At 59.8% G+C, this 21,658-nt stretch carries 21 protein-coding genes; 18 read left to right on the top strand and 3 right to left on the bottom strand.

Going from position 1 to position 21,658, the window contains the following annotated elements; translation table 11 throughout:
- Positions 1–216 (top strand): hypothetical protein (locus TL5118_RS21550; RefSeq protein WP_207383462.1); only part of this gene is annotated, 216 nt, incomplete at its 5' end.
- 131 nt (positions 217–347) lie between these two features.
- Here the strand turns inward: TL5118_RS21550 and TL5118_RS21245 are convergent.
- Positions 348–935 (bottom strand): hypothetical protein, encoded by a 588-nt coding sequence (locus TL5118_RS21245; RefSeq protein ID WP_131727477.1) that lies wholly within the window; start codon positions 933–935, stop codon positions 348–350.
- A 342-nt stretch (positions 936–1,277) separates the two neighbouring features.
- On the opposite strand from TL5118_RS21245, the gene TL5118_RS20510 reads away from it, so the two are divergent.
- The 10 genes from TL5118_RS20510 to TL5118_RS20465 all read left to right on the top strand — a co-directional run bounded on the left by TL5118_RS20510 (position 1,278) and on the right by TL5118_RS20465 (position 10,248).
- Positions 1,278–1,841, top strand: coding sequence for an RNA polymerase sigma factor (locus TL5118_RS20510; RefSeq protein ID WP_058244354.1), 564 nt, complete (start codon positions 1,278–1,280; stop codon positions 1,839–1,841).
- A 3-nt stretch (positions 1,842–1,844) separates the two neighbouring features.
- Positions 1,845–2,450, top strand: coding sequence for a hypothetical protein (locus TL5118_RS20505; protein WP_058244355.1), 606 nt, complete (start codon positions 1,845–1,847; stop codon positions 2,448–2,450).
- Positions 2,451–2,454: 4 nt separating this feature from the next.
- The gene (locus tag TL5118_RS20500; protein ID WP_058244356.1) at positions 2,455–3,702 is read left to right on the top strand and encodes a S8 family serine peptidase; all 1,248 of its coding nucleotides are present in this window, start codon (positions 2,455–2,457) and stop codon (positions 3,700–3,702) included.
- 182 nt (positions 3,703–3,884) lie between these two features.
- Positions 3,885–4,286 carry a hypothetical protein gene (locus TL5118_RS20495; RefSeq protein WP_058244357.1) on the top strand — a complete coding sequence of 134 codons (402 nt, stop codon included), beginning with the start codon at positions 3,885–3,887 and terminating at the stop codon, positions 4,284–4,286.
- A gap of 171 nt (positions 4,287–4,457) precedes the next feature.
- Positions 4,458–5,435 carry a KpsF/GutQ family sugar-phosphate isomerase gene (locus tag TL5118_RS20490; RefSeq protein WP_058244358.1) on the top strand — a complete coding sequence of 326 codons (978 nt, stop codon included), beginning with the start codon at positions 4,458–4,460 and terminating at the stop codon, positions 5,433–5,435.
- Between the two features lie 26 nt (positions 5,436–5,461).
- Positions 5,462–6,253 (top strand): 3-deoxy-manno-octulosonate cytidylyltransferase, encoded by a 792-nt coding sequence (locus tag TL5118_RS20485; RefSeq protein ID WP_058244359.1) that lies wholly within the window; start codon positions 5,462–5,464, stop codon positions 6,251–6,253.
- A gap of 9 nt (positions 6,254–6,262) precedes the next feature.
- Entirely contained in the window at positions 6,263–7,093 is an 831-nt protein-coding gene (kdsA, locus tag TL5118_RS20480) for a 3-deoxy-8-phosphooctulonate synthase (protein WP_058244425.1), read from the top strand.
- A gap of 3 nt (positions 7,094–7,096) precedes the next feature.
- Entirely contained in the window at positions 7,097–7,978 is an 882-nt protein-coding gene (locus TL5118_RS20475) for an aldose 1-epimerase family protein (protein ID WP_058244360.1), read from the top strand.
- Positions 7,979–8,968: a UDP-glucose 4-epimerase GalE gene (gene galE / locus TL5118_RS20470; protein ID WP_058244361.1), complete on the top strand. Its 990-nt coding sequence runs from the start codon at positions 7,979–7,981 to the stop codon at positions 8,966–8,968.
- Positions 8,969–9,117: 149 nt separating this feature from the next.
- Positions 9,118–10,248, top strand: a complete 1,131-nt coding sequence (locus tag TL5118_RS20465) for a polysaccharide biosynthesis/export family protein (RefSeq protein WP_242601834.1) — start codon at positions 9,118–9,120, stop codon at positions 10,246–10,248.
- A 1,436-nt stretch (positions 10,249–11,684) separates the two neighbouring features.
- On the opposite strand, the gene ilvD is transcribed toward TL5118_RS20465, so the two are convergent.
- Positions 11,685–13,526: a dihydroxy-acid dehydratase gene (gene ilvD, locus TL5118_RS20455; protein WP_058244363.1), complete on the bottom strand. Its 1,842-nt coding sequence runs from the start codon at positions 13,524–13,526 to the stop codon at positions 11,685–11,687.
- A 279-nt stretch (positions 13,527–13,805) separates the two neighbouring features.
- On the opposite strand from ilvD, the gene TL5118_RS21465 reads away from it, so the two are divergent.
- Entirely contained in the window at positions 13,806–13,982 is a 177-nt protein-coding gene (locus TL5118_RS21465; protein WP_165590074.1) for a hypothetical protein, read from the top strand.
- 126 nt (positions 13,983–14,108) lie between these two features.
- Here TL5118_RS21465 and TL5118_RS20450 read toward each other — a convergent pair whose 3' ends face one another.
- Positions 14,109–15,005, bottom strand: coding sequence for a MurR/RpiR family transcriptional regulator (locus tag TL5118_RS20450; RefSeq protein WP_242601833.1), 897 nt, complete (start codon positions 15,003–15,005; stop codon positions 14,109–14,111).
- Between the two features lie 182 nt (positions 15,006–15,187).
- On the opposite strand from TL5118_RS20450, the gene TL5118_RS20445 reads away from it, so the two are divergent.
- From TL5118_RS20445 to TL5118_RS20420, 6 genes are all read left to right on the top strand, one after another.
- The gene (locus TL5118_RS20445) at positions 15,188–15,703 is read left to right on the top strand and encodes a TRAP transporter small permease (protein WP_058244364.1); all 516 of its coding nucleotides are present in this window, start codon (positions 15,188–15,190) and stop codon (positions 15,701–15,703) included.
- On the top strand, positions 15,700–16,983 hold the full coding sequence (locus TL5118_RS20440; RefSeq protein WP_058244365.1) for a TRAP transporter large permease: 1,284 nt from the start codon (positions 15,700–15,702) through the stop codon (positions 16,981–16,983). Before TL5118_RS20445 ends, TL5118_RS20440 begins: the two co-directional genes overlap by 4 nt.
- A 57-nt stretch (positions 16,984–17,040) precedes the next feature.
- The gene (locus TL5118_RS20435; protein ID WP_058244366.1) at positions 17,041–18,087 is read left to right on the top strand and encodes a TRAP transporter substrate-binding protein; all 1,047 of its coding nucleotides are present in this window, start codon (positions 17,041–17,043) and stop codon (positions 18,085–18,087) included.
- Positions 18,088–18,153: 66 nt separating this feature from the next.
- Positions 18,154–19,644, top strand: coding sequence for a M81 family metallopeptidase (locus TL5118_RS20430; RefSeq protein WP_058244367.1), 1,491 nt, complete (start codon positions 18,154–18,156; stop codon positions 19,642–19,644).
- Positions 19,641–20,714 (top strand): alanine racemase, encoded by a 1,074-nt coding sequence (locus TL5118_RS20425; protein ID WP_058244368.1) that lies wholly within the window; start codon positions 19,641–19,643, stop codon positions 20,712–20,714. The genes TL5118_RS20430 and TL5118_RS20425 overlap by 4 nt, the downstream gene beginning before the upstream one ends.
- Positions 20,711–21,613: a sugar kinase gene (locus tag TL5118_RS20420; RefSeq protein ID WP_058244369.1), complete on the top strand. Its 903-nt coding sequence runs from the start codon at positions 20,711–20,713 to the stop codon at positions 21,611–21,613. Before TL5118_RS20425 ends, TL5118_RS20420 begins: the two co-directional genes overlap by 4 nt.
- Positions 21,614–21,658: the final 45 nt, after the last annotated feature.

Raw genomic sequence — 21,658 nt, 5'->3', positions numbered from 1 at the left:
ACCCGATACACCTTAGCAAAGCTGCAAAACTGTCCGAAAAGGTGGGACCACTTCAGCTCATCAGGCGTTTTCGGCGAAGATCTGGTGGGCCGTTGGCTAACATTTGATGAAGCTATCGCTGTAAATGAGGGCTTGAGCTATGCACGTAAAAAAGCGCCGAATAACTTATGGGCAGACAGCGTAGGGTGGTTCGATTTGCACGCAAAACTTGGGTAAATCGAAGCCTCAAAAATTGTAGGACTCATAGAGAATATGAACTGATTCGGCGTTTTGCGGATGTCCCTCACTTTCCATGTACTTCGAGCCCGTGACCAAACATCCTTTTATGGGTTCATGTTGAGCCTTACTCAAATGCCGTATAGTTCGCTTTCAAAAGGCATCATGAGACGAACCTTACTCATAGCCTCAGATCCCAGAGGTGGGAGGCAAAGGTCATCAGACTGGTTAACATGCTGGGGTTGTACGTCGCTACCAAGTTTTTCGCTAAGCCACTTGCTTGCTTTATCTATTTCTTCAATTCTGAAGATGTGGTCTACAGCCCAGCTTTCATCCTTGTTCATCGCCATGGCTTCAAGGCTCAGCGGGGAAAGGTTGGTTTCAAGAATACTATCAGGACCAAGGCGCTTCCAGTTTGGGTTTAGGCCAAGCCTACCATTTAGTACCCAGTGTTCAAAGCTCATTCCGATCTGCCCTGCCCACCGGCTATCAAAATTATACCTTGAGTGTTCGTCGGGTTGGAAAAATTTGTAGTACGATGCAAGTAGCGCAACAGGATGACGGATAGTTATGAAGTATTCCAAGCTAGCGTCAGGGGATATTTTTTGAACGATTTCACGCAGATACGGCGCGCTCATATGCGGATGAAACGGAGGCCGTTCGTTGGCAACGTTGACTGAAATATCTCCGCGATCAGGCTCAAGAAATGGATCTATCATCCTTCTAATGCTGGTGGAACCGCATCGGGGCTTGGAAATTGCTGCAATTCCTTTTGATAGTAGTAAGCGCAACTATGTAGTCCTTCCCAATCTGCTCCTTCTTCTTACTGTGGGGAACTTGCTACGTCGAGCCAAACAAGTTTATGGGTCAAATTTTTCCGCTGGCCCCGAAAAAGTCGATTTAGGTTAAGAAGTTGACTTGTCAGAAACTTTGACTTTTCAATTTATCATAATATATATTACACGAAATATTTACAATTTGCCTCAGGCTCCAATCCACAGTTTGAGTTTTCATCCTCCTGCCCTAAGCTCATCCCATTGAGAAATTGCAGCGGTGAGGCAATGGACCCGCATCGACCCCTGTTGGCCCGTATTTCTGAGGGCGACAAGACGGCTTTGGCGGCGCTGTATCAGGCGCTGGAGAGGCCGGTGTTCAGATTTATTCAGTCCAGATTGAACGATCCCTTCGAGTCAGCCGACTTACTTCATGACGTGTTTCTGGAGGTCTGGCGTTCTGCCGACCGGTTTGAAGGGAGGTCGAAAGTGCAAACCTGGATATTTGGCATCGCCTATCGCAAGGTCATCGATCTGCACCGCAAGCGCGGGCGGCAGGATCTGACCGATGAAATCGCTGAAACCGTGGATGAGGATGTCGACACCGAGCTCTGTGTTGCGGCAACCGAAGAGGCGGCGCATCTCAGCCATTGCCTGGAGGAGCTGAAGCCGGATCACCGTGATGCGATCACTTTGGCCTTCTACAAGGACATGACCTACGGCGAGATTTCCGAGGTCGTCTCGGCCCCGGAAGGGACCATCAAAACCCGCATTCACCATGCCAAAAAGCTGCTGCTGAACTGCCTTCAGGGGCGGATGCGGCTGACAGGCGCCAGCCGGACGGAGGGGTGAGCCATGACACGTGATGAGATTTCCGCCCTGCTACCGTTTCTGGCCAATGACACGCTGGAGGGCGCCGAACGCGCTGAGGTGGAAGCGGCGGTTGCCGCAGACACTGCCTTGCAGGCTGAGCTGACCGCCTTGCAGGCCATCCGCCAGCAGATGCAGGCCGAACAGCAGGCCGCCTATAGCCCCGGCGAAGTGGGGCTGGCCCGCTTAATGCGCTCGGTTGAAGCGGAGGCTGCGCCCGCGGATCTACCAGAGAAGGCACCGGATCAGCCTGACGGAATCATCAGGCCTGTGTTCTGGCAGGTGGCGGCGGCGCTGCTGCTGGCCTGGAGCCTGGGTCAGGCGATATATTACGGCCAGAGCGGAAGCCCCGACAGCCCCGCAGGCTATCAGCTGGCTGGGGATGCCGCATTGCAAATCGCATTTGCACCCGAAGCGCCTGAGGTGGAGATCCGCGGGCTGCTGCTGGCGGCCGGGGTTGAGATTATGGCGGGTCCCTCGGCACTGGGTCTTTATGAACTGCGTCTATTGGACGGGGTAACGTTGGACGAAGCCCGTTCGGTGCTGAGCGCCTCTGATCTGGTGGACAGCCTGAGCCTACCTGAGGAGTGATCCGATGCGGCCCAAACTGACTGCGCTGATCTGTTCAGTGATCGCTTGCGCGATGATCGCCACGGCCCCTTTTGCCGTGGCGCAAACGCGTGATCCCACCGGGGCACCGACGGGCAGCCCGGCTGATCGGGGCAGTTCCCGCGATGATGGTGGGGCGGCGGTTGAACGGCGGCCGTCGCGCAATGCAGATGCGGCACAGGCGCGGGGCAACCGGTTCGAATTTGTCACCTCAGGGCCGCTCAACCAGGCGGGGGCGGCGCAGGCGGCCCTGACGCAGGCGGGCGCGGTGGTGATCCGGTCCCGCCGGTTTGAAAATCTGCGCCGCCACGTTCTGGTGTTGGATCTGCAACGGTTGAGCCCCGATGACGCGCAGGAGCTGCTGGCCAATGCCGCGCCGCAAACGCGGTTGGACTTGCATCACTTTTATCGCTACGCCCAAGGCAAGCCGCGCCTTTACGCGCCGCAAATGTTGGGGGTTTCCGAACCATCGCGCTGCCGGTTAAACGGCACGCGGGTGGGCGTGATCGACGGGCCGGTGGACGCCAGCCACCCCGCACTGGCCCCGGCGCAGCTGACCCGGCATTCGGTGCTGTTTCAGGGGGAACGGGCAGATCGGCCGACCCATGGCACCGGTGTTGCGGCCCTGATCGCCGGTGAGGATGCCAGCGGCGCGCTGGCCGGTTTCAGCCCGGGGGCGCGGCTTTATACGGTAAACGCCTTTGCCAAGGAAAAACGCGGCGCGGCGGCGGATGTTGAACGGCTGGCCGCCGCTTTGGATTGGCTGATCGGGCAACGTGTTCGGCTGGTGAACATGAGTTTTGCCGGTCCGCCCAATGAGGCCTTTGCTGACGTACTGCAGGCGGCGGCGGCGCGTGGCACGGTGATGGTGGCGGCGGCTGGCAACAGGGGCGATAACGTGGCGCTTTATCCTGCAGCAGCGCCCGAGGTGATCGCGGTGACCGCCGTGGATGCTGCAGGGCGGCGCTATCGCAAGGCCAGCCGGGGCGGGCATATCGAATTCGCCGCCCCTGGCGTGGACCTTTACATCGCCAAGGGCAATCGGGGCAGCTATGCCTCTGGCACCTCCTATGCGGCGCCGATCGTGACGGCACTGGCGGCGCAGGCGATGGCGCGCGGCACCTCAGGGGCCAACGGGCTGCGCCGGGCCTTGCGCCGGGATCTGCGCGATCTGGGCGATCCGGGCCGTGACGTGCAGTTTGGCTGGGGTTTGGTGCAGGCGCCGGGCTGCTGATCTGCTGGCATTGGCGTGCCGTTCAAAAATAAGAGCAAATAAAAATGCTGACAAAACATCGACTTACACGAAAATCGCAAAAAACTTTGAAATCTTTTGAACCTTTTGGCCGGGCCACACGACCCACGAATGTAAGGCGCAAATGAGCGTCACGACATTAACCCAACCAAAGGAACTTCAAAATGACCCGTACTTTTGCTTTCACCGCTTTCGCCACCGTTCTGACCCTTTCGGCCGCTCCTGCTGTTCATGCTGGCAACGCCGGTGCCTCGCTGGGCGAATGCTACAACCACGTGATTTCGGCCTGTAACCAGACCAACCACCCCGAAAGCTGCTCGGAAGCAGGTATGGACGCCTGTGATGAACTGCACGCCACCGCCGTGCCGATGCCCGGCACTCAGATCAAGATCTTTGATCGTGGCAACGGCAAGTTCAAAGCCCGCCTGATCCCGCAGCAGACCCCGCGTCCGCAGGGCAATGATGACGACGACCGTGCCGAGCGTGAGCCGACCCGCGATCAGGGCCGCGAAGCTGGCCGCAGCGTTGGCCCCGAAACCCGTGACCCCACTGGTGGCCGTGGCTAAGATTTCAATAGCCACATCCCCCGCCCTGCCCCGCGCCCTCCCCAGGCGCGGGGTTTTTCGTTTGTGTTTCAGACCACTGGGGCGTGGTCCCGTCGGTACCACACCGCCGACAGCGCCCTGATTGGCCATTAGCCATTGATCGGCCCTTAGGCTTGTGACATTGGAAAGCACATGGAAAACCAAGCTTCTTCCCCGTCTCAAGTGGTCAGCGCCGCGCGTCGCGTGCTGGACATCGAAGCCGACGCGCTGCGTCTGTTGTCTGAGCATCTGCCGGCTGATTTTGAACCCGTGGTGCAGCTGATCCTTGGCCTTGAAAGCAAAGGTCGGGTGATCATCTCGGGCATCGGCAAATCGGGCCATATCGGCAACAAGATCGCGGCCACCCTGGCCTCGACCGGGACGCCCAGCTATTTCGTACATGCCTCTGAGGCGAGCCACGGCGATCTGGGCATGATCACCCAGGATGACATCGTGATTCTGATCTCCAACTCAGGCGAAACACGTGAGTTGTCGGATGTGCTGGCCCATACCCGCCGCTTTTCGATCCCTCTGATCGGGATTTCCTCACGCGGCGGTTCAACGCTGATGGGGGCCGCGGATTATCAACTACTGCTACCACCTGCGCCTGAGGCCTGCCCGATGGGCATGGCGCCCACCACCTCCACCACGCTGACTTTGGCGCTTGGGGATGCGCTGGCCGTGGCGCTGATGGAAGAGCGGGATTTCAAGGCGGAAAACTTTGCCACCTTCCACCCCGGCGGCAAGCTGGGCGCGCAACTGTCGACCGTGGCGCAGCTGATGCACGGGGTTGAGGAGCTGCCGCTGGTCAGCAAAGACACCCCGATGGAAGATGTGCTGATCGAGATGACCTCCAAAGGGTTTGGCACCACCGGTGTGACTGAGGGTGAGGCGCTGATCGGTGTGGTCTCAGACGGGGACCTGCGCCGCAACATGTCAAACCTGATGGCCGCCAAGGCGGGTGAGGTCGCGACCCTGTCACCGATCACCGTGGCCCCCGATCTGCTGGCGGCACAGGCTTTGGCGCTGATGAATGAACGTAAGATCACCACGCTGTTTGCGGTGGATGGTGACAACCGCCCGGTGGGCATTCTGCATTTGCATGACCTGCTGCGGGCCGGTGTGGCCTGACCCGAAGGGCGGAAGGAGTATCTGAGATGAAGACCGTTATTCTGATCCCGGCGCGCTATGCCTCAACCCGCTATCCGGGCAAACCGCTGGCCGAGCTGACCCTGCCCTCAGGCGAAAAGAAATCGCTGATCCGCCTCAGCTGGGAGGCGGCGCAGCGTGTGAACGGCGTGGCCGAAGTACATGTGGTCACCGATGATGACCGCATTGCCGATCACGCAAAGGATTTTGGCGCCTCTGTCATCATGACCAGCCCCGAGGCCGAAAATGGCACCGCGCGCTGTGCCGAGGCGCTGCGCAATGGTCAGGTTGAGGCCGATCTGATCGTGAACCTGCAAGGCGATGCGCCTTTGACGCCGGAATGGTTTGTCGAAGACCTGATCGCCGCGATGAAGGACGATGCCGAGGCGCAGGTGGCCACCCCGGTGCTGCAGTGCGATCCACTGACCTACGGCCATTTTGTTGAGGACCGCAAAGCCGGTCGTGTGGGCGGCACCACGGCGGTATTCAACGCCAAGGGCCATGCGCTCTACTTCTCTAAGGAAGTGCTGCCCTATATCGACCCCGAAAAAGTGCCCGAGAGCGACATTCCCGTTTATCACCACGTCGGCTGCTATGCCTACCGGCCCGATGCGCTGGCCGCCTATACCTCCTGGGGGGTGAGCCAGCTGGAGGTGCTGGAAGGCCTTGAACAGCTGCGTTTCCTGGTGAATGACACCAAGGTGCGCTGTGTCGAAGTGGAAGGCAAAGGCCGGGTGTTCTGGGAGTTGAACAACCCCGAAGACGTGGACCGTATCAATTCTGTGCTGAAGGATCTGTAAGCCATGGATGTGACCAAAACCAAAACCGTGACCGTTGGCGATATTGCGATCGGTGGGGCCAACCCGATCGCTTTCATCACTGGCCCCTGCCAACTGGAAAGCCTGGATCACGCCCGCATGATGGCGGAAAAAATCGCCGAGGCCTGCGCGCCGACCGGCACTCAGTTCATCTTCAAGGCCAGCTATGACAAGGCCAACCGTTCGTCGATTTCGACACAGCGGGGTCTGGGTATGGAAGAGGGTTTGAAAATCCTCGGCCAGATCAAAGAGGAATTTGGCGTTCCCGTGCTGACCGATGTACATGAGGCGGCCCATTGTGCCCCTGCGGCAGAGGTCTGTGACATCCTGCAAATCCCCGCCTTCCTGTGTCGTCAGACCGATCTGTTGTTGGCGGCGGGTAAAACCGGTGCGGCGATCAATGTGAAAAAGGGCCAGTTCCTGGCGCCTTGGGACATGGGCAATGTAGCGGAGAAGATCGCCTCGACCGGGAATGAACGGATCATGCTGTGTGACCGTGGCACCTCCTTTGGCTACAACACGCTGGTCAGCGATTTCCGCGGCCTGCCGACCATGGCGGCCACCGGCTATCCCACCGTGTTTGACGCCACCCATTCGGTGCAGCAGCCGGGTGGTCAAGGCACCACCTCAGGCGGGCAGCGTGAATTTGCACCGGTTCTGGCTACGGCCGCCTGTGCGGTTGGTGTCTCGGCCCTGTTCATTGAAACCCATCAGGATCCCGACACCGCGCCCAGCGACGGGCCGAACATGATCCCGGTGGATCAGATGGGTGACCTGATCAAACGCCTGCGCGATTTCGACGCCCTGGCAAAAGGGATCTAATCGATGGCGGCGCTGACCCGGATTGGCAATGAACACCTGTCCGTCGGGGTCAGCCCCCTTGGTGCGGAAACCCAATATCTGCGCGACAGTAATGGCCGGGATTGGCTGTGGAATGGCGATGCAGATTGGTGGACTGGGCGTTCACCGCTGCTGTTTCCCATCGTTGGTGCGGCACCGCAGGATCAGATTGCGGTGGGGGATTTCACCGCGACCATGGCCAAACATGGCTTTGCCCGCAAATCGCAGTTCACCTTGGTTGAGGCAAGTGACACGGCTTGCACACATCAGCTGACCGACAGTGATGAAACTCGCGCCATCTACCCCTTTGCCTTTGCGCTGCGCCTGACGCATCAACTGGCCGGTCACGCCCTGACCGTGACGGCTGAGGTCGAAAACCGCAGCGACAGTGACATGCCTTTTGGCTTTGGCTTCCATCCGGCGTTTCGCTGGCCGCTGCCCGGCAGCAGCGGGGCGCATCAGGTCGTTTTGGACAATGGCGCAGAACCGTCGCTCTACCGTCTGAACAGTGATGGCCTGCTGGTGGATACCCCCCTGCCCTCCCCGTTTGTGGCCGGGGAACTGACGCTGGTGGCCGGGCTGTTTGAGGCCGACGCCATGATCTTCCCCACCGGGGCGGGCACCGGGCTGACGCTGCAATCAGGTAGCGGCCCCAAGCTACGTTTCACCTGGGATGGCCTTCCCAATCTGGCGCTCTGGCAGAAGCCGGGGGCGCCTTACATCTGCCTGGAACCCTGGCACGGCACCGCCGCCACCAGCACCAGCGGCCCGCAGCTGACAGATCGCCCGCATGGGGTGCTGCTGCCCGCCGGTCAAAGCCAAAGCTTTGCTTTCACCGTTGATATCGAAAATGACGGAGCCCGTTAAATGACCCATGTTCTGGTGACCGGTGGCGCAGGCTACATCGGCTCGCACGCGTGCAAAGTGCTGAAGGCCAATGGCTTCACCCCGGTGACCTTTGACAATTGTTCGACCGGTTGGGCCGAGGCGGTCAAATTCGGCCCGTTGGAACAGGGCGACCTGCTGGACCGCAGCAAACTGGATGAGGTCTTTGCCAAATATCAGCCGGTGGCCGTGATGCATTTCGCCGCGCTCAGCCAGGTGGGGGAGTCGATGCAGCAGCCGGGCCGCTACTGGCGTGAAAACGTCAACGGCGCGCTGAACCTGATTGAGGCCGCCCTGGCCGCGGACTGCAAAAACTTCGTCTTCTCCTCAACCTGTGCCACCTATGGCGATCAGGACAATGTGGTGCTGAATGAAGACACGCCACAGATGCCGATCAACGCCTATGGCGGATCAAAACTGGCGATTGAGGAAATGCTGCGCGACTTTGCTGACAGCGACGGTCTGAACCATGTGATCTTCCGCTACTTCAACGTCGCCGGTGCAGATCCAGAGGCTGAGGTGGGCGAATTCCACCAGCCAGAAACCCATCTGATCCCGCTGATGTTGGACGCGATTGAAGGCAAACGCGCCGCGCTGACGGTCTTTGGCACCGATTATGACACCCCCGATGGCACCTGCATCCGCGACTACGTGCATGTCATGGATCTGGTCGAGGCCCATGTGCTGGGGCTGAAATGGCTGCAGGACGGCAAGGGCAATCGGGTCTTCAACCTGGGCACCGGATCCGGGTTTTCCGTGCGTGAGGTGATTGAGCATTCCAAAGCCGTCACCAACAAAGAGGTTCCTCATGTTGAGGGCGACCGCCGCGCCGGCGATTGCACCAAGCTGGTCTCCGGCTCCAGCCGCGCGATCGAAGAGCTGGGCTGGCAACCGCAGCGCTCCAACTTGGCTGATATGATCCGCGACGCCTGGCGCTGGCATCAAAACACCAGCGCACATTACGAAAAATAGCCCTGAGCCCACCCTTTGAAGGGGTGGCGTTCTGGCCACGCTTAATGTTCGATTGTGACCCTAGGTGACTGCAGGCTGTGCAGAGGACAGACAAGGCGCTAGAACTTGTCGCAACGACAGACCCCGGGGGAAGAATCACCGTGCGCAAGATGATGACATGGGCAGCAGCTGGCCTTTCTGTTCTGGCTCTGACCGCTTGTTCGGTCCCGCGTGGATCTGCCCTCAGCAGTGAAATCCTGAGTGAGCAAAACAGCGACGCGCCCAGCTATCAGGTGGTTTCTGTCACCCGTGATAACGTGGCTGAATTGACCGCCTGGCCGGTGACCGGTTGGAAAGGTGAATACAAATGGCTGGCCAACCCCCGTGGCCCGCAAAGCCAGTTGATCCGCACCGGCGATGTTGTTTCCGTCGTGGTCTGGGACAACCAGGACAACTCGCTGCTGTCCAACGGTGTGTCAAAACAGGCCTCTCTGCCCCCCATGGTGGTGTCTGCCACCGGGATGATTTTCATGCCCTATGTGGGTGAAGTGGAAATCCGCAATCTGACCCAGCCCGCCGCCCGTGCCAAGATTCAGGAAGCCATGACCGAAGTGGCCCCCGAAGCGCAAGTGCAGTTGGCGGTACAGCAGGGTGCCGGAAATGCCGCCGATCTGGTGGGTGGCGTTTCTGCCCCGGGCAGCTATCCTCTGCCCAGCCGCAACTATTCGATCCTCAGCCTGATTGCCGCCGGCGGTGGCATCCGCCCCGGCCTTGAGAATCCGCTGGTGCGCCTGCTGCGGGGCGGGCATGTCTATGAAATCCGGGCCGAACAGCTGATGGCGGATCCCAACCTGAATACCATCCTGCGGGGCGGTGATAAGGTTGTGGTTGCCGAAGATGATCGCTTCTTCACCGCGCTTGGCGCCACGGGCCGTGAAGAGGTTGTGCCCTTCACCCGTGAAAGCCTGACCGCGATGGAGGCCCTGTCGACCGTCGGTGGCCTGTCAGACAGCCGTGCGGATTTGAAATCGGTTCTGGTGTTGCGCGACTACCCGGTGGACGACACCGTGCCAACGCCCGAAGGGGCTGACTATTCGGCCAAAGGTCCGTTGCAGGAACAGGTGGTTTTTGCTTTTGACCTGACCTCGGCCGATGGTCTGTTTGCCGCCCGCAAGTTTGAGATCAACCCGAAGGACACCGTCCTGGGGACCGAAACGGTTGTGACCTCCGCCCGGACGGTGCTGGGCCTCATTGGTTCGGTTGTCGGCGTTACCAATGCGGTGAACAATCTGGCCGAATAAACTGCAGCGTCCGCCTACTCAGGATATCCTGCGCGAGGCCCAACGGCAGAATGCAAAAGCCCCGCCAATGGCGGGGCTTCACCAACCGGGTTGGGGCCGGATTTATTCTTCGCTGGGCAGGATCGGATCACATGGCTGGCTTGCTGCGTCACCGCAAGTCCGCTCCATACCTACAAATTCTACACCCAACGCAAATGTCTTCAAAGCGAACGACCGTTTGATCCCATCGGGTTGATCATTGCTCGAAGCAATAGCTAGTATGCGCGCCTACGGTGGTTAATCAGAGCTCCTCCATATGCGCCTCAAGTCACTTCTTTTCGCCTGCTTAGTTTCGGCGCAACCTGCACAAGCAGAAACGGTTCGGGTGCCAATGTTGCCTGATGGAAGTGTAAACGTAAAAAAAGTGATGTCTGGTTTCGAGATCGTATTCCCCATTCTTTCCTCTGGTGGGCAAGATTTTGACTTTTCGGGAAAGTTGCTTGGTGAGGACTTTGGCGGGAGTGTGGTTGGGTTTGACATTACGGGAGACTTGAGCATTGCAATCGACGCGCCGACACTCTCTGAGCACGCTAATTTTCTGATAGCTGTATTGGCAACAGATGCAATTTGTGCACGCAACGGGCTTCGGCCTGGGACCGTGCTTTGGAGAGAGACAAAAAAACGAAAGGGCAACAGCTGGGAGGCTTCGACGTCTTGCTCGCCTTCAAACGAATAGATTCACCGCTTTACTCGTGATTTGCGGACATTGAGGGTCCATCGGTGAACGTCGCCCATGAAAAACCCAGCCAATGGAGGGGCTTCAACAAGCGGGCTGGGGCTCTCTTGACCAATGCTCCGCGTTGCTCAAATGTCTGCTATGGTAGCAACTCGCAAAGAGAATTGATGTACAACAATGCAATAAGTGACACGTGGTTCAAAAGGATGCGGTTGGCTCGTCTTTCCATCCTATGGGTAGTGGTATTCTGCCCTAATGTTTTGAGAGCTGGCGCAGAAATTGATCCGGCATTGTTGGGCCGCGCATTAGGTTTTGACTTGTCTTATCAAAGAGAGTGCGTAGGACCCGTCCCGCCTACGCGTGGACAAATGGTCTTTCTCACAGAGTACTCGGCATCTTTACTTCAGTTCTCCAAGCGCTTTGCCGGCGACGATTTCTTATTTGAGTTCATTCACAGCTCAGTGCGAACGCAATTTGACTGTAAGGAAGCACTGAAGGAACGGGACAGGTATTGGGGTGCTCTCTTGGCCAGAGGTTTGGGCAAATACTGTCTGGTCAGAGCAATATCAGAAAACACCGATTTGGCCTCATGCTTGCAACGAGACGAGTGAGCGGACGTTAACACACTCGCAGCAAACAGCATCTTGCAACGACAGCCCATGAAAAACCCCGCCGGAGGCGGGGCTTTTCTGATGTCTGTACTGGTCCCGGAAGGGCGGGATCACTCTTCGCCGGGCAGGATCCGTACGGCGCCTTTGGCGGCGGAGGACGCGAAGGCTGCGTAGGCTTTCAATGCTTTGGACACGGCGCGGGGGCGGTCCTCGGCGGGGCCCCAGGGCAGCGGGCCTTTGGCGGCGCGGCGGGCTTCCAGCACGTCCTCGGCCACGGCCAGATTGATGGTGCGGTTGGGGATGTCGATTTCGATCAGATCGCCGGTTTCCACCAGACCAATGGTGCCACCTTCTGCCGCCTCGGGTGAGGCGTGGCCGATCGACAGGCCGGAGGTACCGCCGGAGAAACGCCCATCGGTCAGCAGCGCGCATTTCTTGCCCAGACCTTTGGATTTCAGGTAGCTGGTCGGGTAGAGCATTTCCTGCATGCCCGGACCGCCCTGCGGACCCTCATAGCGGATGATGACCACTTCGCCCTCAGCGACTTTGCCGGTCAGGATGCCGCTTACCGCGTCGTCCTGGCTTTCGAACACTTTGGCGGGGCCCGAGAATTTCAGGATGTTTTCATCCACACCGGCGGTTTTCACGATACAGCCGTCCAGCGCGATATTGCCGTAAAGCACGGCCAGACCACCCTCTTTGGAAAACGCGTTTTCCACGGTGCGGATCACGCCGTTCTGGCGGTCGGTGTCCAGTTCCTTGTAGCGGTTCTGGGTCGAAAACGCCTGTGTGGTGCGCACACCGCCGGGGGCCGCTTTGAACAGCTGCTCGGCCTCGGGGTTGTTGGCGACCTTGATGTCCCATTTGGCAATCGCTTCGCCCATGGTGGCGCTGTGGACGGTGCTGACATCATTGTGCAACAGCCCGCCGCGCGACAGTTCGCCCAGGATCGAGAAGATGCCACCGGCGCGGTGCACGTCTTCCATGTGGACGTTGGCGATGTTCGGTGCAACTTTACAGAGGCAAGGCACCTTGCGGCTGAGCCGGTCCATATCGGCCATGGTGAAATCCACCTTACCTTCATGGGCAATCGCCAGAAGGTGCAGAACCGTGTTGGTCGAGCCGCCCATGGCAATGTCCAGCGCCATGGCGTTTTCAAAGGCCTCAAAGGTGGCGATTTCGCGCGGCAGGTGGCCGGGCTCTTCACGCTCATAATGGGCTTTGGTGATCTCAACGATCTTGCGACCCGCCTCAAGGAACAGGTTTTTCCGGTCCGCATGGGTTGCCAGGGTTGAGCCGTTGCCCGGCAGCGCCAGACCCAGCGCTTCGGCCAGACAGTTCATCGAGTTGGCGGTGAACATGCCCGAGCAGCTGCCACAGGTGGGGCAGGCGTTTTCTTCGATGTGCTGCACCTGTTCGTCGGTGTATTTGTCATCGGCCGCCGCAACCATGGCGTCAACCAGATCCACCGCATGTTCCAGATCATCGATGGTGACCTTGCCGGCCTCCATCGGACCACCGGAGACAAAGATCACCGGAATGTTCAGGCGCATGGCGGCCATCATCATGCCGGGGGTGATCTTGTCACAGTTGGAGATACAGACCATGGCGTCCGCACAGTGAGCGTTGACCATATATTCCACGGAATCCGCGATCACTTCACGTGAGGGCAGCGAATAGAGCATCCCGTCATGGCCCATCGCGATACCGTCATCCACGGCGATGGTGTTGAATTCTTTTGCGACGCCACCGGCTTTTTCAATCTCGCGCGCCACCATCTGGCCCAGATCCTTCAGGTGCACGTGACCGGGCACAAACTGGGTGAAGGAGTTCACCACCGCAATAATCGGCTTGCCAAAATCTTCATCCGTCATGCCCGTTGCACGCCAGAGGCCACGGGCCCCCGCCATGTTGCGGCCATGGGTGGAACGCCTGGAACGATAGTGCGGCATCTTGATCTTCCTCTGGACTGCGTGGCTGCGCCCCAAACGGGGTCGCGCGTCGGAGGACAGATGTAGCGCAGAATCTGGCAAAGAAACAATGCCGGAAAGCTACGAAAATAACCGAAAACGCGGCGGAATTGGTCGATTTGAAATGCACCCCCCCGCCGCGCCTTCAGCCGGGACGGGAAAAAAGTTGAAAAAACTTTGAACCCTCCGCGCCGCTCAGCCGACTTACGGACAGATCGCGCAATGAAGCGCCCCACACCAACGCTGCTTTAGGAGAGTATAATGACCCGTCTGATCGCCCTGATGACCGCCACCCTGATGGCCACCTCTGCCCTGACCGGTTCCGCAATGGCGGGCGGCAACGCCTTGTCGCTGCAGGCCAGCGCTGAGACGCCCAAACCGGCCAGCACCGCAGGCCGTCAGCAAAACCGCCGGGTCGAAATCTCCCTGCGCAAGTAACGCCCGCTGCTCACTCCTCCTGACTGTCGCGCTGCCTCTCCCCCCCGGAAATTCAGATCCCCGAATTTCAGGTTAGCGCCCCTGGGTCCCGGTTTTCCGGGGCCCTTTTTTCTTGGCGGCGCCCGCTCAGTCGCCTAGGGGCTGCGGGCCGGTGCGACCATGATAGGCGGTCAGGGAGGCCCGGATGCGACGCAGGTTTTCATTGGTCGTCTCCGCCCGCGCCTGTGCCAACCCCATCGCAATGGCGTCCACCAAAACCAGATGGGCATAACGTGATGCAGTGGGTTTGTGGATGTCGGGGTCTTCGGGCAGCTCAGCCTCGATGGCGATGCTGGCACGGTCTGACAGGGGGGACTTGGGGCGGGTTATGGCCAGCACGGTGGCCCCGTAACCGCCGGCAATCTCGGCCGCGCTGGTCAGCTCATTCGCTGCACCTGAGGCGGAGATCAGCAATAGAACGTCACCCTTGCCCAGCGTCGCGGCGCGCATTTGCAAAAGGTAACTGTCTGACACCGCGACCGAGGGCAGGCCCAGCCGGAAAAACCGGTTCGCCGCTTCCTGCGCCACCATGGTGGAGCCGCCGCCAAGCCCCGCCACCACAATCTGCCCGGCGCCCGAAAGCGCGGCAATCGCGGCATCGATCTGCTGGCCGTTCAGCTGCCCGCGCATCACGTTCAGCGTGGCGTAAAGCGCGCCGAGGATCTGATCCACCGCGCCGTCAGTTTCGGGGGCCTGCCCCGGTTCTGGCGCGAGATATTGCAGCGACACCGCCAGATTTTGCGCCAGCCGTATTTTGAAATCACGGAAACCGTCGCAGCCCAGGGTCCGGCAGAACCGCACCACAGTGGGGGTCGAAACCTCACAGGCGCGGGCCAGTTGCGCGATGGTCATGCCGGAAATTTCTTCCAGATGGGCGCTGACGAAATCCGCAACCTTCTGTTCCCGTGAGGCAAATTTACCCTGCATCTGATCCAGACGGGAAATCAGATCCAACGGGGCAATGGCGGTATTTGGGTCAGTCACAAGGGGGCTCCGGCTACGGCAGTTATGTAATTCAGATACATTCTGACCAAGAAAATGCAACGAATTTCCCCATATTTACCCGCTGATATGTAACTTAGTCACAAATTTCGATTGACGAATCCCCGTATCGCCGCAAATCATGTAGCTGAATTACAGAACTCGCAGGATGGGGGGGAGACATCATGCTATCAGAAACCGCAGGCCGCCTAAGCGCCGGCATCAACCGCGTGACCGAGGCGGTGCTGGCCCTGCTGATCGCGGCGCTGGTGCTGGATGTCTGGATCGGTGTGATTGACCGCTATTACTTCCATTGGCAACTGCCCTGGCCCGAGGTTCTAGCCCGTTATCTGATGATCTGGGCCGCACTTCTGGCTGTTGCAGCGGCGATCGCGCGGCGGGAGCATATCGGCCTCAGCGCCGTGCTTTTGGCCCTACCGCCGCGTGGTCGCCAACTGTTGCTGATCGTCATGGATCTCATGGCGCTGGCGCTGTTTCTCTATGTCTTCTGGTTCGGCCTCAGCTTTGCCGAAAGCGGCGCCAAACGGCAGGCGATGATCCTGGGCGCAACGCTGAAGCCTTTCTATGCCGCCATCCCCGCCGCCGCGCTGCTGTGTTCGGTGCAGATCCTTCTGGTGATGCTACGTGACCAAGGCCGCCATCTGGAAAGCCACACGCAAGAACTGGGAACAGACGTATGATTGTCGCGGCGATTTTTGTCATCCTGATCGTGGTCGGGATGCCCATCGGATTTGCCATTGGCATGGCGGGTGTGTCCGGCCTGATCTCGATGGGGGGCAGCAACTTTCTGGCGATTGCACCGTCGAAGATTTTCAATGCGCTGAACATCTTCCCCTTCCTGGCGATGCCGTTTTTCATCCTTGCAGGGGAAATCATGAACGGCATCGGCATCACCGACCGGCTGGTGAAACTGGCGCAGGTGCTGGTGGGACGGTTCCGCGGCGGGCTGGCCCATACCAATATGCTGGCCTCGGTCTTCTTTGCGGGGTTAACCGGATCAGCCACCGCAGATGCCGCCGCCTTTGGCCGCACGCTGGTGCCGGCGATGGTGAAGGAAGGCTACAAACGCGATTACGCCTGTGCGGTCACCGCCGCCGGTTCGATCATTGGGCCGACCATTCCGCCCTCGGGCCTGATGGTGGTCTATGGTTCGCTCATGGGGGTGTCGATTGGCGGGCTGTTTGCTGCCGGATTGCTGCCCGGTCTGGTGATCTGTGCGGTCTGCATGATGGTCATCGTGATTGGCGGCAAACGGGAAAACCTGCCCAAAGCGGCGCGCGGCGCCTCATTGAAAGAGGTGGGACAGACCTTTGTGTCCTCGATCACCGCATTGCTGATGCCGGTTATCATCCTTGGCGGCATTCTGGGTGGTGTGGTCACCCCGACCGAGGCCGCAAGCATCGCCGTCGCCTATGCGCTGTTCATCGGCTTCTTTGTCTATCGCACGCTGAATGTGGCGGATCTTTACGGGATGCTGGTGCGCACGGCGCGGATCACAGGTGTGATCTTTGTCATCATCGCCTTTGCGGGCATTCTTGGCTGGTGGATGAGCTTTGAGCGGATCCCGCAGGCGATTGCCGGCACGGTGCTAGGCCTGTCGGACAATCCCTATGCCATCACCGCCATCATCATCTGTGTGCTGCTGGTCATTGGCATGGTGATGGATATCACCGCGATCCTGATCATCCTTGGCCCTGTTCTGGTGCCCCTGACTGAACAGATCGGCCTGAACCCGATCCACGCGGGCATCATTTTTGTGCTGGCGCTCAACATCTCATTGATGACGCCGCCGGTCGGGGCCTGCCTGTTTGTGCTGTCCTCGGTGACCGGGGAAAAGCTGGAGCGGATTTCCGTCAAACTGGCACCGTTCCTGATCGCCGAGGTCGCCATCCTCTTCATCTTTGCCTTTTGGGAGGACGCGGCGCTGTTGCTGCCCCGTGCCTTGGGCTTTGCCCCCTGATCCCAGCCGCCTTTTGACCCCAACCCATAACCCCAATTCATCAGTGGAGGAGACATGATGAAAACCCTTAGCAAAACTCTGGCAGCCAGCGCACTGACCGCGATCACGGCAACCAGCGCACTGGCAGATGGCGGCGTGATCCGCTTTGGCCATGACAACAAAACCGACCCGTTTGAAAACCCGGCCCACGCCTGTACTGCCGTGTTTTCGAACATCGTGGCGGCAGACACCAACGGCTCCGTCACGGTTGAGGTCTTTGGCTCGAACCAGCTGGGCTCGGCCTCGGAACATGTGCAGCAGGTGCGTGACGGTGTAATCCAGGCGACCCTGGCCTCCACCGGTGCGATGGCGTCTTACTACCCGCGCATTGACGTGCTGAACCTGCCGTTTGCCTTTGCCAACAACGCCTCGACCTATTCGGTGTTTGACGGCGCCTTTGGCGCGGCACTGGCCGATGACATCGAGGCCGAGCTGGGCGACGTTGTGGTTCTGGGCTTCCCGGACACCGGTGGGTTCTTTGCGGTCACCAACTCACAGCGCAAAATCGCGGACCTGAAGGATTTCGACGGCATCCGCATCCGCACCATGACCCTGCCAAGCCACCAGACCATCGTGAAGTCGCTGGGCGCAGAGGCCTATCCGCTGAGCTGGGGTGAGGTCTATTCCGGTCTGCAAACCGGTGTGATTGACGGCCAGATGAACCCGGTGCCGATCATCAGCTTCGCCAACTTTGCCGAAGTGCAGCAGCACATGACGCTGACCAACCATTTGTTTTCGCCCTACACCTTCATTGTGAACCGCGCGTTTTATGAAGGCCTGAGCGAGGCCGAGCAGTCCACCCTGCATTACGCCGCCGAAAGCTGTGTAACTGCATCACGTGGTCTGAGCCGCATCATTGAAGCCTCGGATCGTGGTCTGGCGGGTTTGATGGACAAGATCGAAGTGACCGCACTGAATGACGAACAGCGTGCCTCGATGGCGGCAGCGGCACAGCCTGCGTTTGAGGCCCATGTGGCTGAAAACCTGGACGCCAAAGCGGGTGAGCTGCTGACCCTGTTCAAAGGCGCGGTCGACGCAGCCAATGGCGATACCTACATCGACTAACCTCCCAAGGAACCGGGGGCGTTCTGCGGAATGCCTCCGGTTTTCCTCTGTTGAAGGAATACAATCATGCGCGTGTTCTGCGCCTCGCTTGCCACGGAAACCAACAGCTTCTCGCCGCTGCGCACCGATTTTGCCGATTTCGCGCAGAGCTTTTATGCGCCTCCCGGGGACCATCCCGAAACGCCGACACTGTGTTCGGCGGTGTTTCCTGCCCTGCGCCGCCGTGCAGCCACGGAAGGCTTCACCCTGATCGAAGGCACCGCCACCTGGGCGGAACCGGGCGGGACTGTGAACAACGCCACCTGGGACCGTCTGCGCGAGGAAGTGCTGGATCAGCTGCGCGCCGCCCTGCCGGTGGATGCGGTGGTTCTGGGGCTGCATGGTGCGATGATCGCCGAGGATTGCGCCGATTGTGAGGGTGTGTTGATTGAGGCCGCGCGTCAGATCGCAGGCCCTGATGCCAAAATCGGCGTCAGTTTTGATCCGCACAGCCACCTCAGCGCCAAGCGGGTGGAAAACGCGGATATCATCACCGTGTTCAAGGAATTCCCCCACACCGATTTTGTTGAGGCCGGCGAAGCCTGTGTTGACCTGACCCTGCGTGCTGCACGGGGTGAGATTGCGCCGGTCATCTCGACCTTTGACTGCCGGATGATGGATGTGCTGCCAACCTCGCGCCTGCCGATGCGCGGTTTCGTAGATCGAATGAAGGCGCTGGAGGCGGAGGGCACCGTGCTGTCGATGTCGTTGATCCACGGGTTTATGGCCGGTGACTCGGCTGATCTGGGGGCCAAGACAATTGTGATCACCGACGGCAATGCCGAATTTGGTGACCGTCTGGCCCGCGAAAAAGGGCTGGAGTTGTTCACCTATCGCGGCGCCACCAAACCACCTTTCCTGCCCCCTGCCGAGGCGATCAAAGCAGTGGACGCCGCCGCGAGCACAGCTGGCCCCGTTGTGCTAGCCGATGTCTGGGACAATCCTGGTGGCGGTGTCGCGGGTGACAGCACGATCCTGTTGCAGGAGGCTATGGATCAGGGCCTCAAAGGTGCCGCACTTGGCACCATCTGGGACCCGATGGCGGTGCGGCTGTGCTTTGCCGCGGGCGAAGGCGCGACCTTTGATCTGCGCTTTGGCGGCAAAACCTCAGCCCATGCAGGCGCGCCGATTGATGCCAAGGTCACGGTGACAAAACTTGTGCGCGACGCGGTGCAAAGCTTTGGCACTTCGGTGGTGCCTCTGGGCGATGCGGCAGCAGTGCGGATCGGCGATCTGGATATTGTGCTGAACTCAAACCGCAGTCAGGCGTTCTCGCCCGATCTCTTCACCAATCTGGGGATCGATATCACCCGGAAACGGGTGCTGATCGTGAAATCCACCAACCATTTCCACGGTGCCTTTGCGCCGGTGGCCGCAGAGATCCTCTATGCCGCCGTCGAAGGCCCCTACCCCAACAATCCGGCCAAAACCCAATACACCCGGCTGACCCGCGCGATCTGGCCGATCGTCGAAAACCCCTTCGCCACTGACGCCACCACGCAGGAGGTCACCGCATGAGCAACGCCACCTCTTGGGATCAGATCGACACGCCTGCCGCCTGTGTGGATATGAATGTGGCCGAGGCCAATGTGCGCGCCTATCAGGCCTATTGTAACCAGCACGGGCTGGACCTGCGGCCCCATATCAAGACCCATAAGCTGCCGTCGCTGGCCGATTACCAGATTGCCCAAGGGGCGGTCGGGATCACCTGCCAGAAGATTTCAGAGGCAGAGGCCATGCTAGACGGTATGCGGACCAAGGACGTGGATCTGCTGATCACCTACAACATCCTTGGTGCTGCCAAAGTGGCGCGACTGAAGGCGTTGTCGCAGCGCTGCCGCCTGTCGGTGGTTGCAGACAATGCCACGGTGATTGCTGGTCTGGCCGCAGGGTTTGACGCGTCGGCCCCGCTGGATGTCTATGTGGAATGCAACACCGGCGCGGACCGGTGTGGTGTGGATAGCGCTGAGGCCGCGTTGCAACTGGCCGATCAGATCAACGCTGCCGCGGGCCTGCGCTTTGCCGGATTGATGACCTACCCCCCCGCCGGAAAGATCGCCGAAGTGCGCCACTGGTTTGCCGAGGCGCAGGCTGTTTTTGCCGCGAAAAGCGTCGCGATCCCCCGGATCACAACAGGGGGCAGCCCCGACATGTGGCAAGCGCATGAGATGGATCTGGCGGATGAGCTGCGCGTGGGCACCTGCGTTTACAACGACCGTTCGCTGGTCGAACGGGGCACCGCCAAATGGCAGAATTGCGCCCTGACGGTGCTGGCCACAGTTGTCTCTGTTCCCGCGGAAAACCGGGCGGTGATCGATGCGGGCAGCAAGGTGCTGACCTCGGACCAGTTAGGTCTCAACGGCCACGGTGCGGTGCTGGGGCGGGACGATATCGTCATCGACAGCCTGAGCGAAGAACATGGCCGGCTGGTCAGCGACGGCCCAATCGACCTGCAGGTCGGTGACAAGCTGCGGATTGTGCCGAACCACGTTTGTGTGGTGGTCAATATGCTGGATGAGCTGGTTGAGATCCGCGACGGCCAAGTGATCGGCCCCTTACCCGTTGCGGCGCGGGGGCAGGTGCGATGAGCCCGCAGATCTATTGCCTCGGCGAACCGCTGGTCGAGTTTAACCAGCAACCGGACGGCCTGTTCAAAATCGGCTTTGGCGGCGATGTGTCCAACGTTGCGGTGGCCGCCGCCCGTCAGGGGGCGCAGACGGGGATGATCACCCGGTTGGGCGATGATCCTTTTGGCGCCAGTCTGATTGAGATGTGGCGGTGCGAAGGCGTAGACCTGCGCGGCGTTATCCGCGCAAAAGGCGAAGAAACCGGCGTCTATTTTGTCACCCATGATACGCGTGGCCATCACTTCACCTACCGCCGCAAAGGCTCGGCTGCGTCGCGTCTTGGCCTGGGCGATCTGCCCGTGGGGCTGCCGGAGGCGGCGATTTTCTATGCCTCGGGCATCAGCCTTGCGGTCAGCGACAGCATGCGCGGCGCGGTGGTGGAAGCAGCCAAACAGATCCACGCAGGCGAAGGGCTGTTTGCCTTTGACCCCAACCTGCGCACCGCACTCTGGCCGTTGGAAACCGCACACGCCGTGACCCATGAGGTGATGCGCCACTGTGATATTGCCCTGCCCGGTCTGGACGATGCCCGCCAGCTGACCGGATTGCAGATGCCGGAAGAGATTGCGCGGTTCTACCATGACCTCGGCGCCTCCGTCGTGGCGCTGACCCTGGGCGCGGAGGGCGTGCTGATTTCGACTGCGGAACAGCAGGTCACGCTGCCAGGCCTCCAAGTCACCGCCAAAGACGCCACCGGTGCAGGCGACTGTTTCAACGGCGCGTTTCTTGCGGCGCTTTTGGCTGGGTTAGAGCCTGTTGTGGCCGCAGATCGGGCCAACCGCGCGGCGGCACTTTCGACCACGGGATATGGTGCTGTGGCGCCAATCCCCACCCTTTCTGAGGTTCTGGCAGCCGCCTGACCCTCCCCCAACACACTCAAGAACATCACGACTAGGAGGCTACAC

Origin of the sequence: Thalassovita autumnalis (genome assembly GCF_001458255.1) — a bacterium.
GTDB classification, from domain to species: Bacteria; Pseudomonadota; Alphaproteobacteria; order Rhodobacterales; family Rhodobacteraceae; genus Thalassobius; species Thalassobius autumnalis.
Note: the sequence above shows the minus strand (reverse complement) of the source record. Positions and strands in the feature narration are given on the sequence as shown.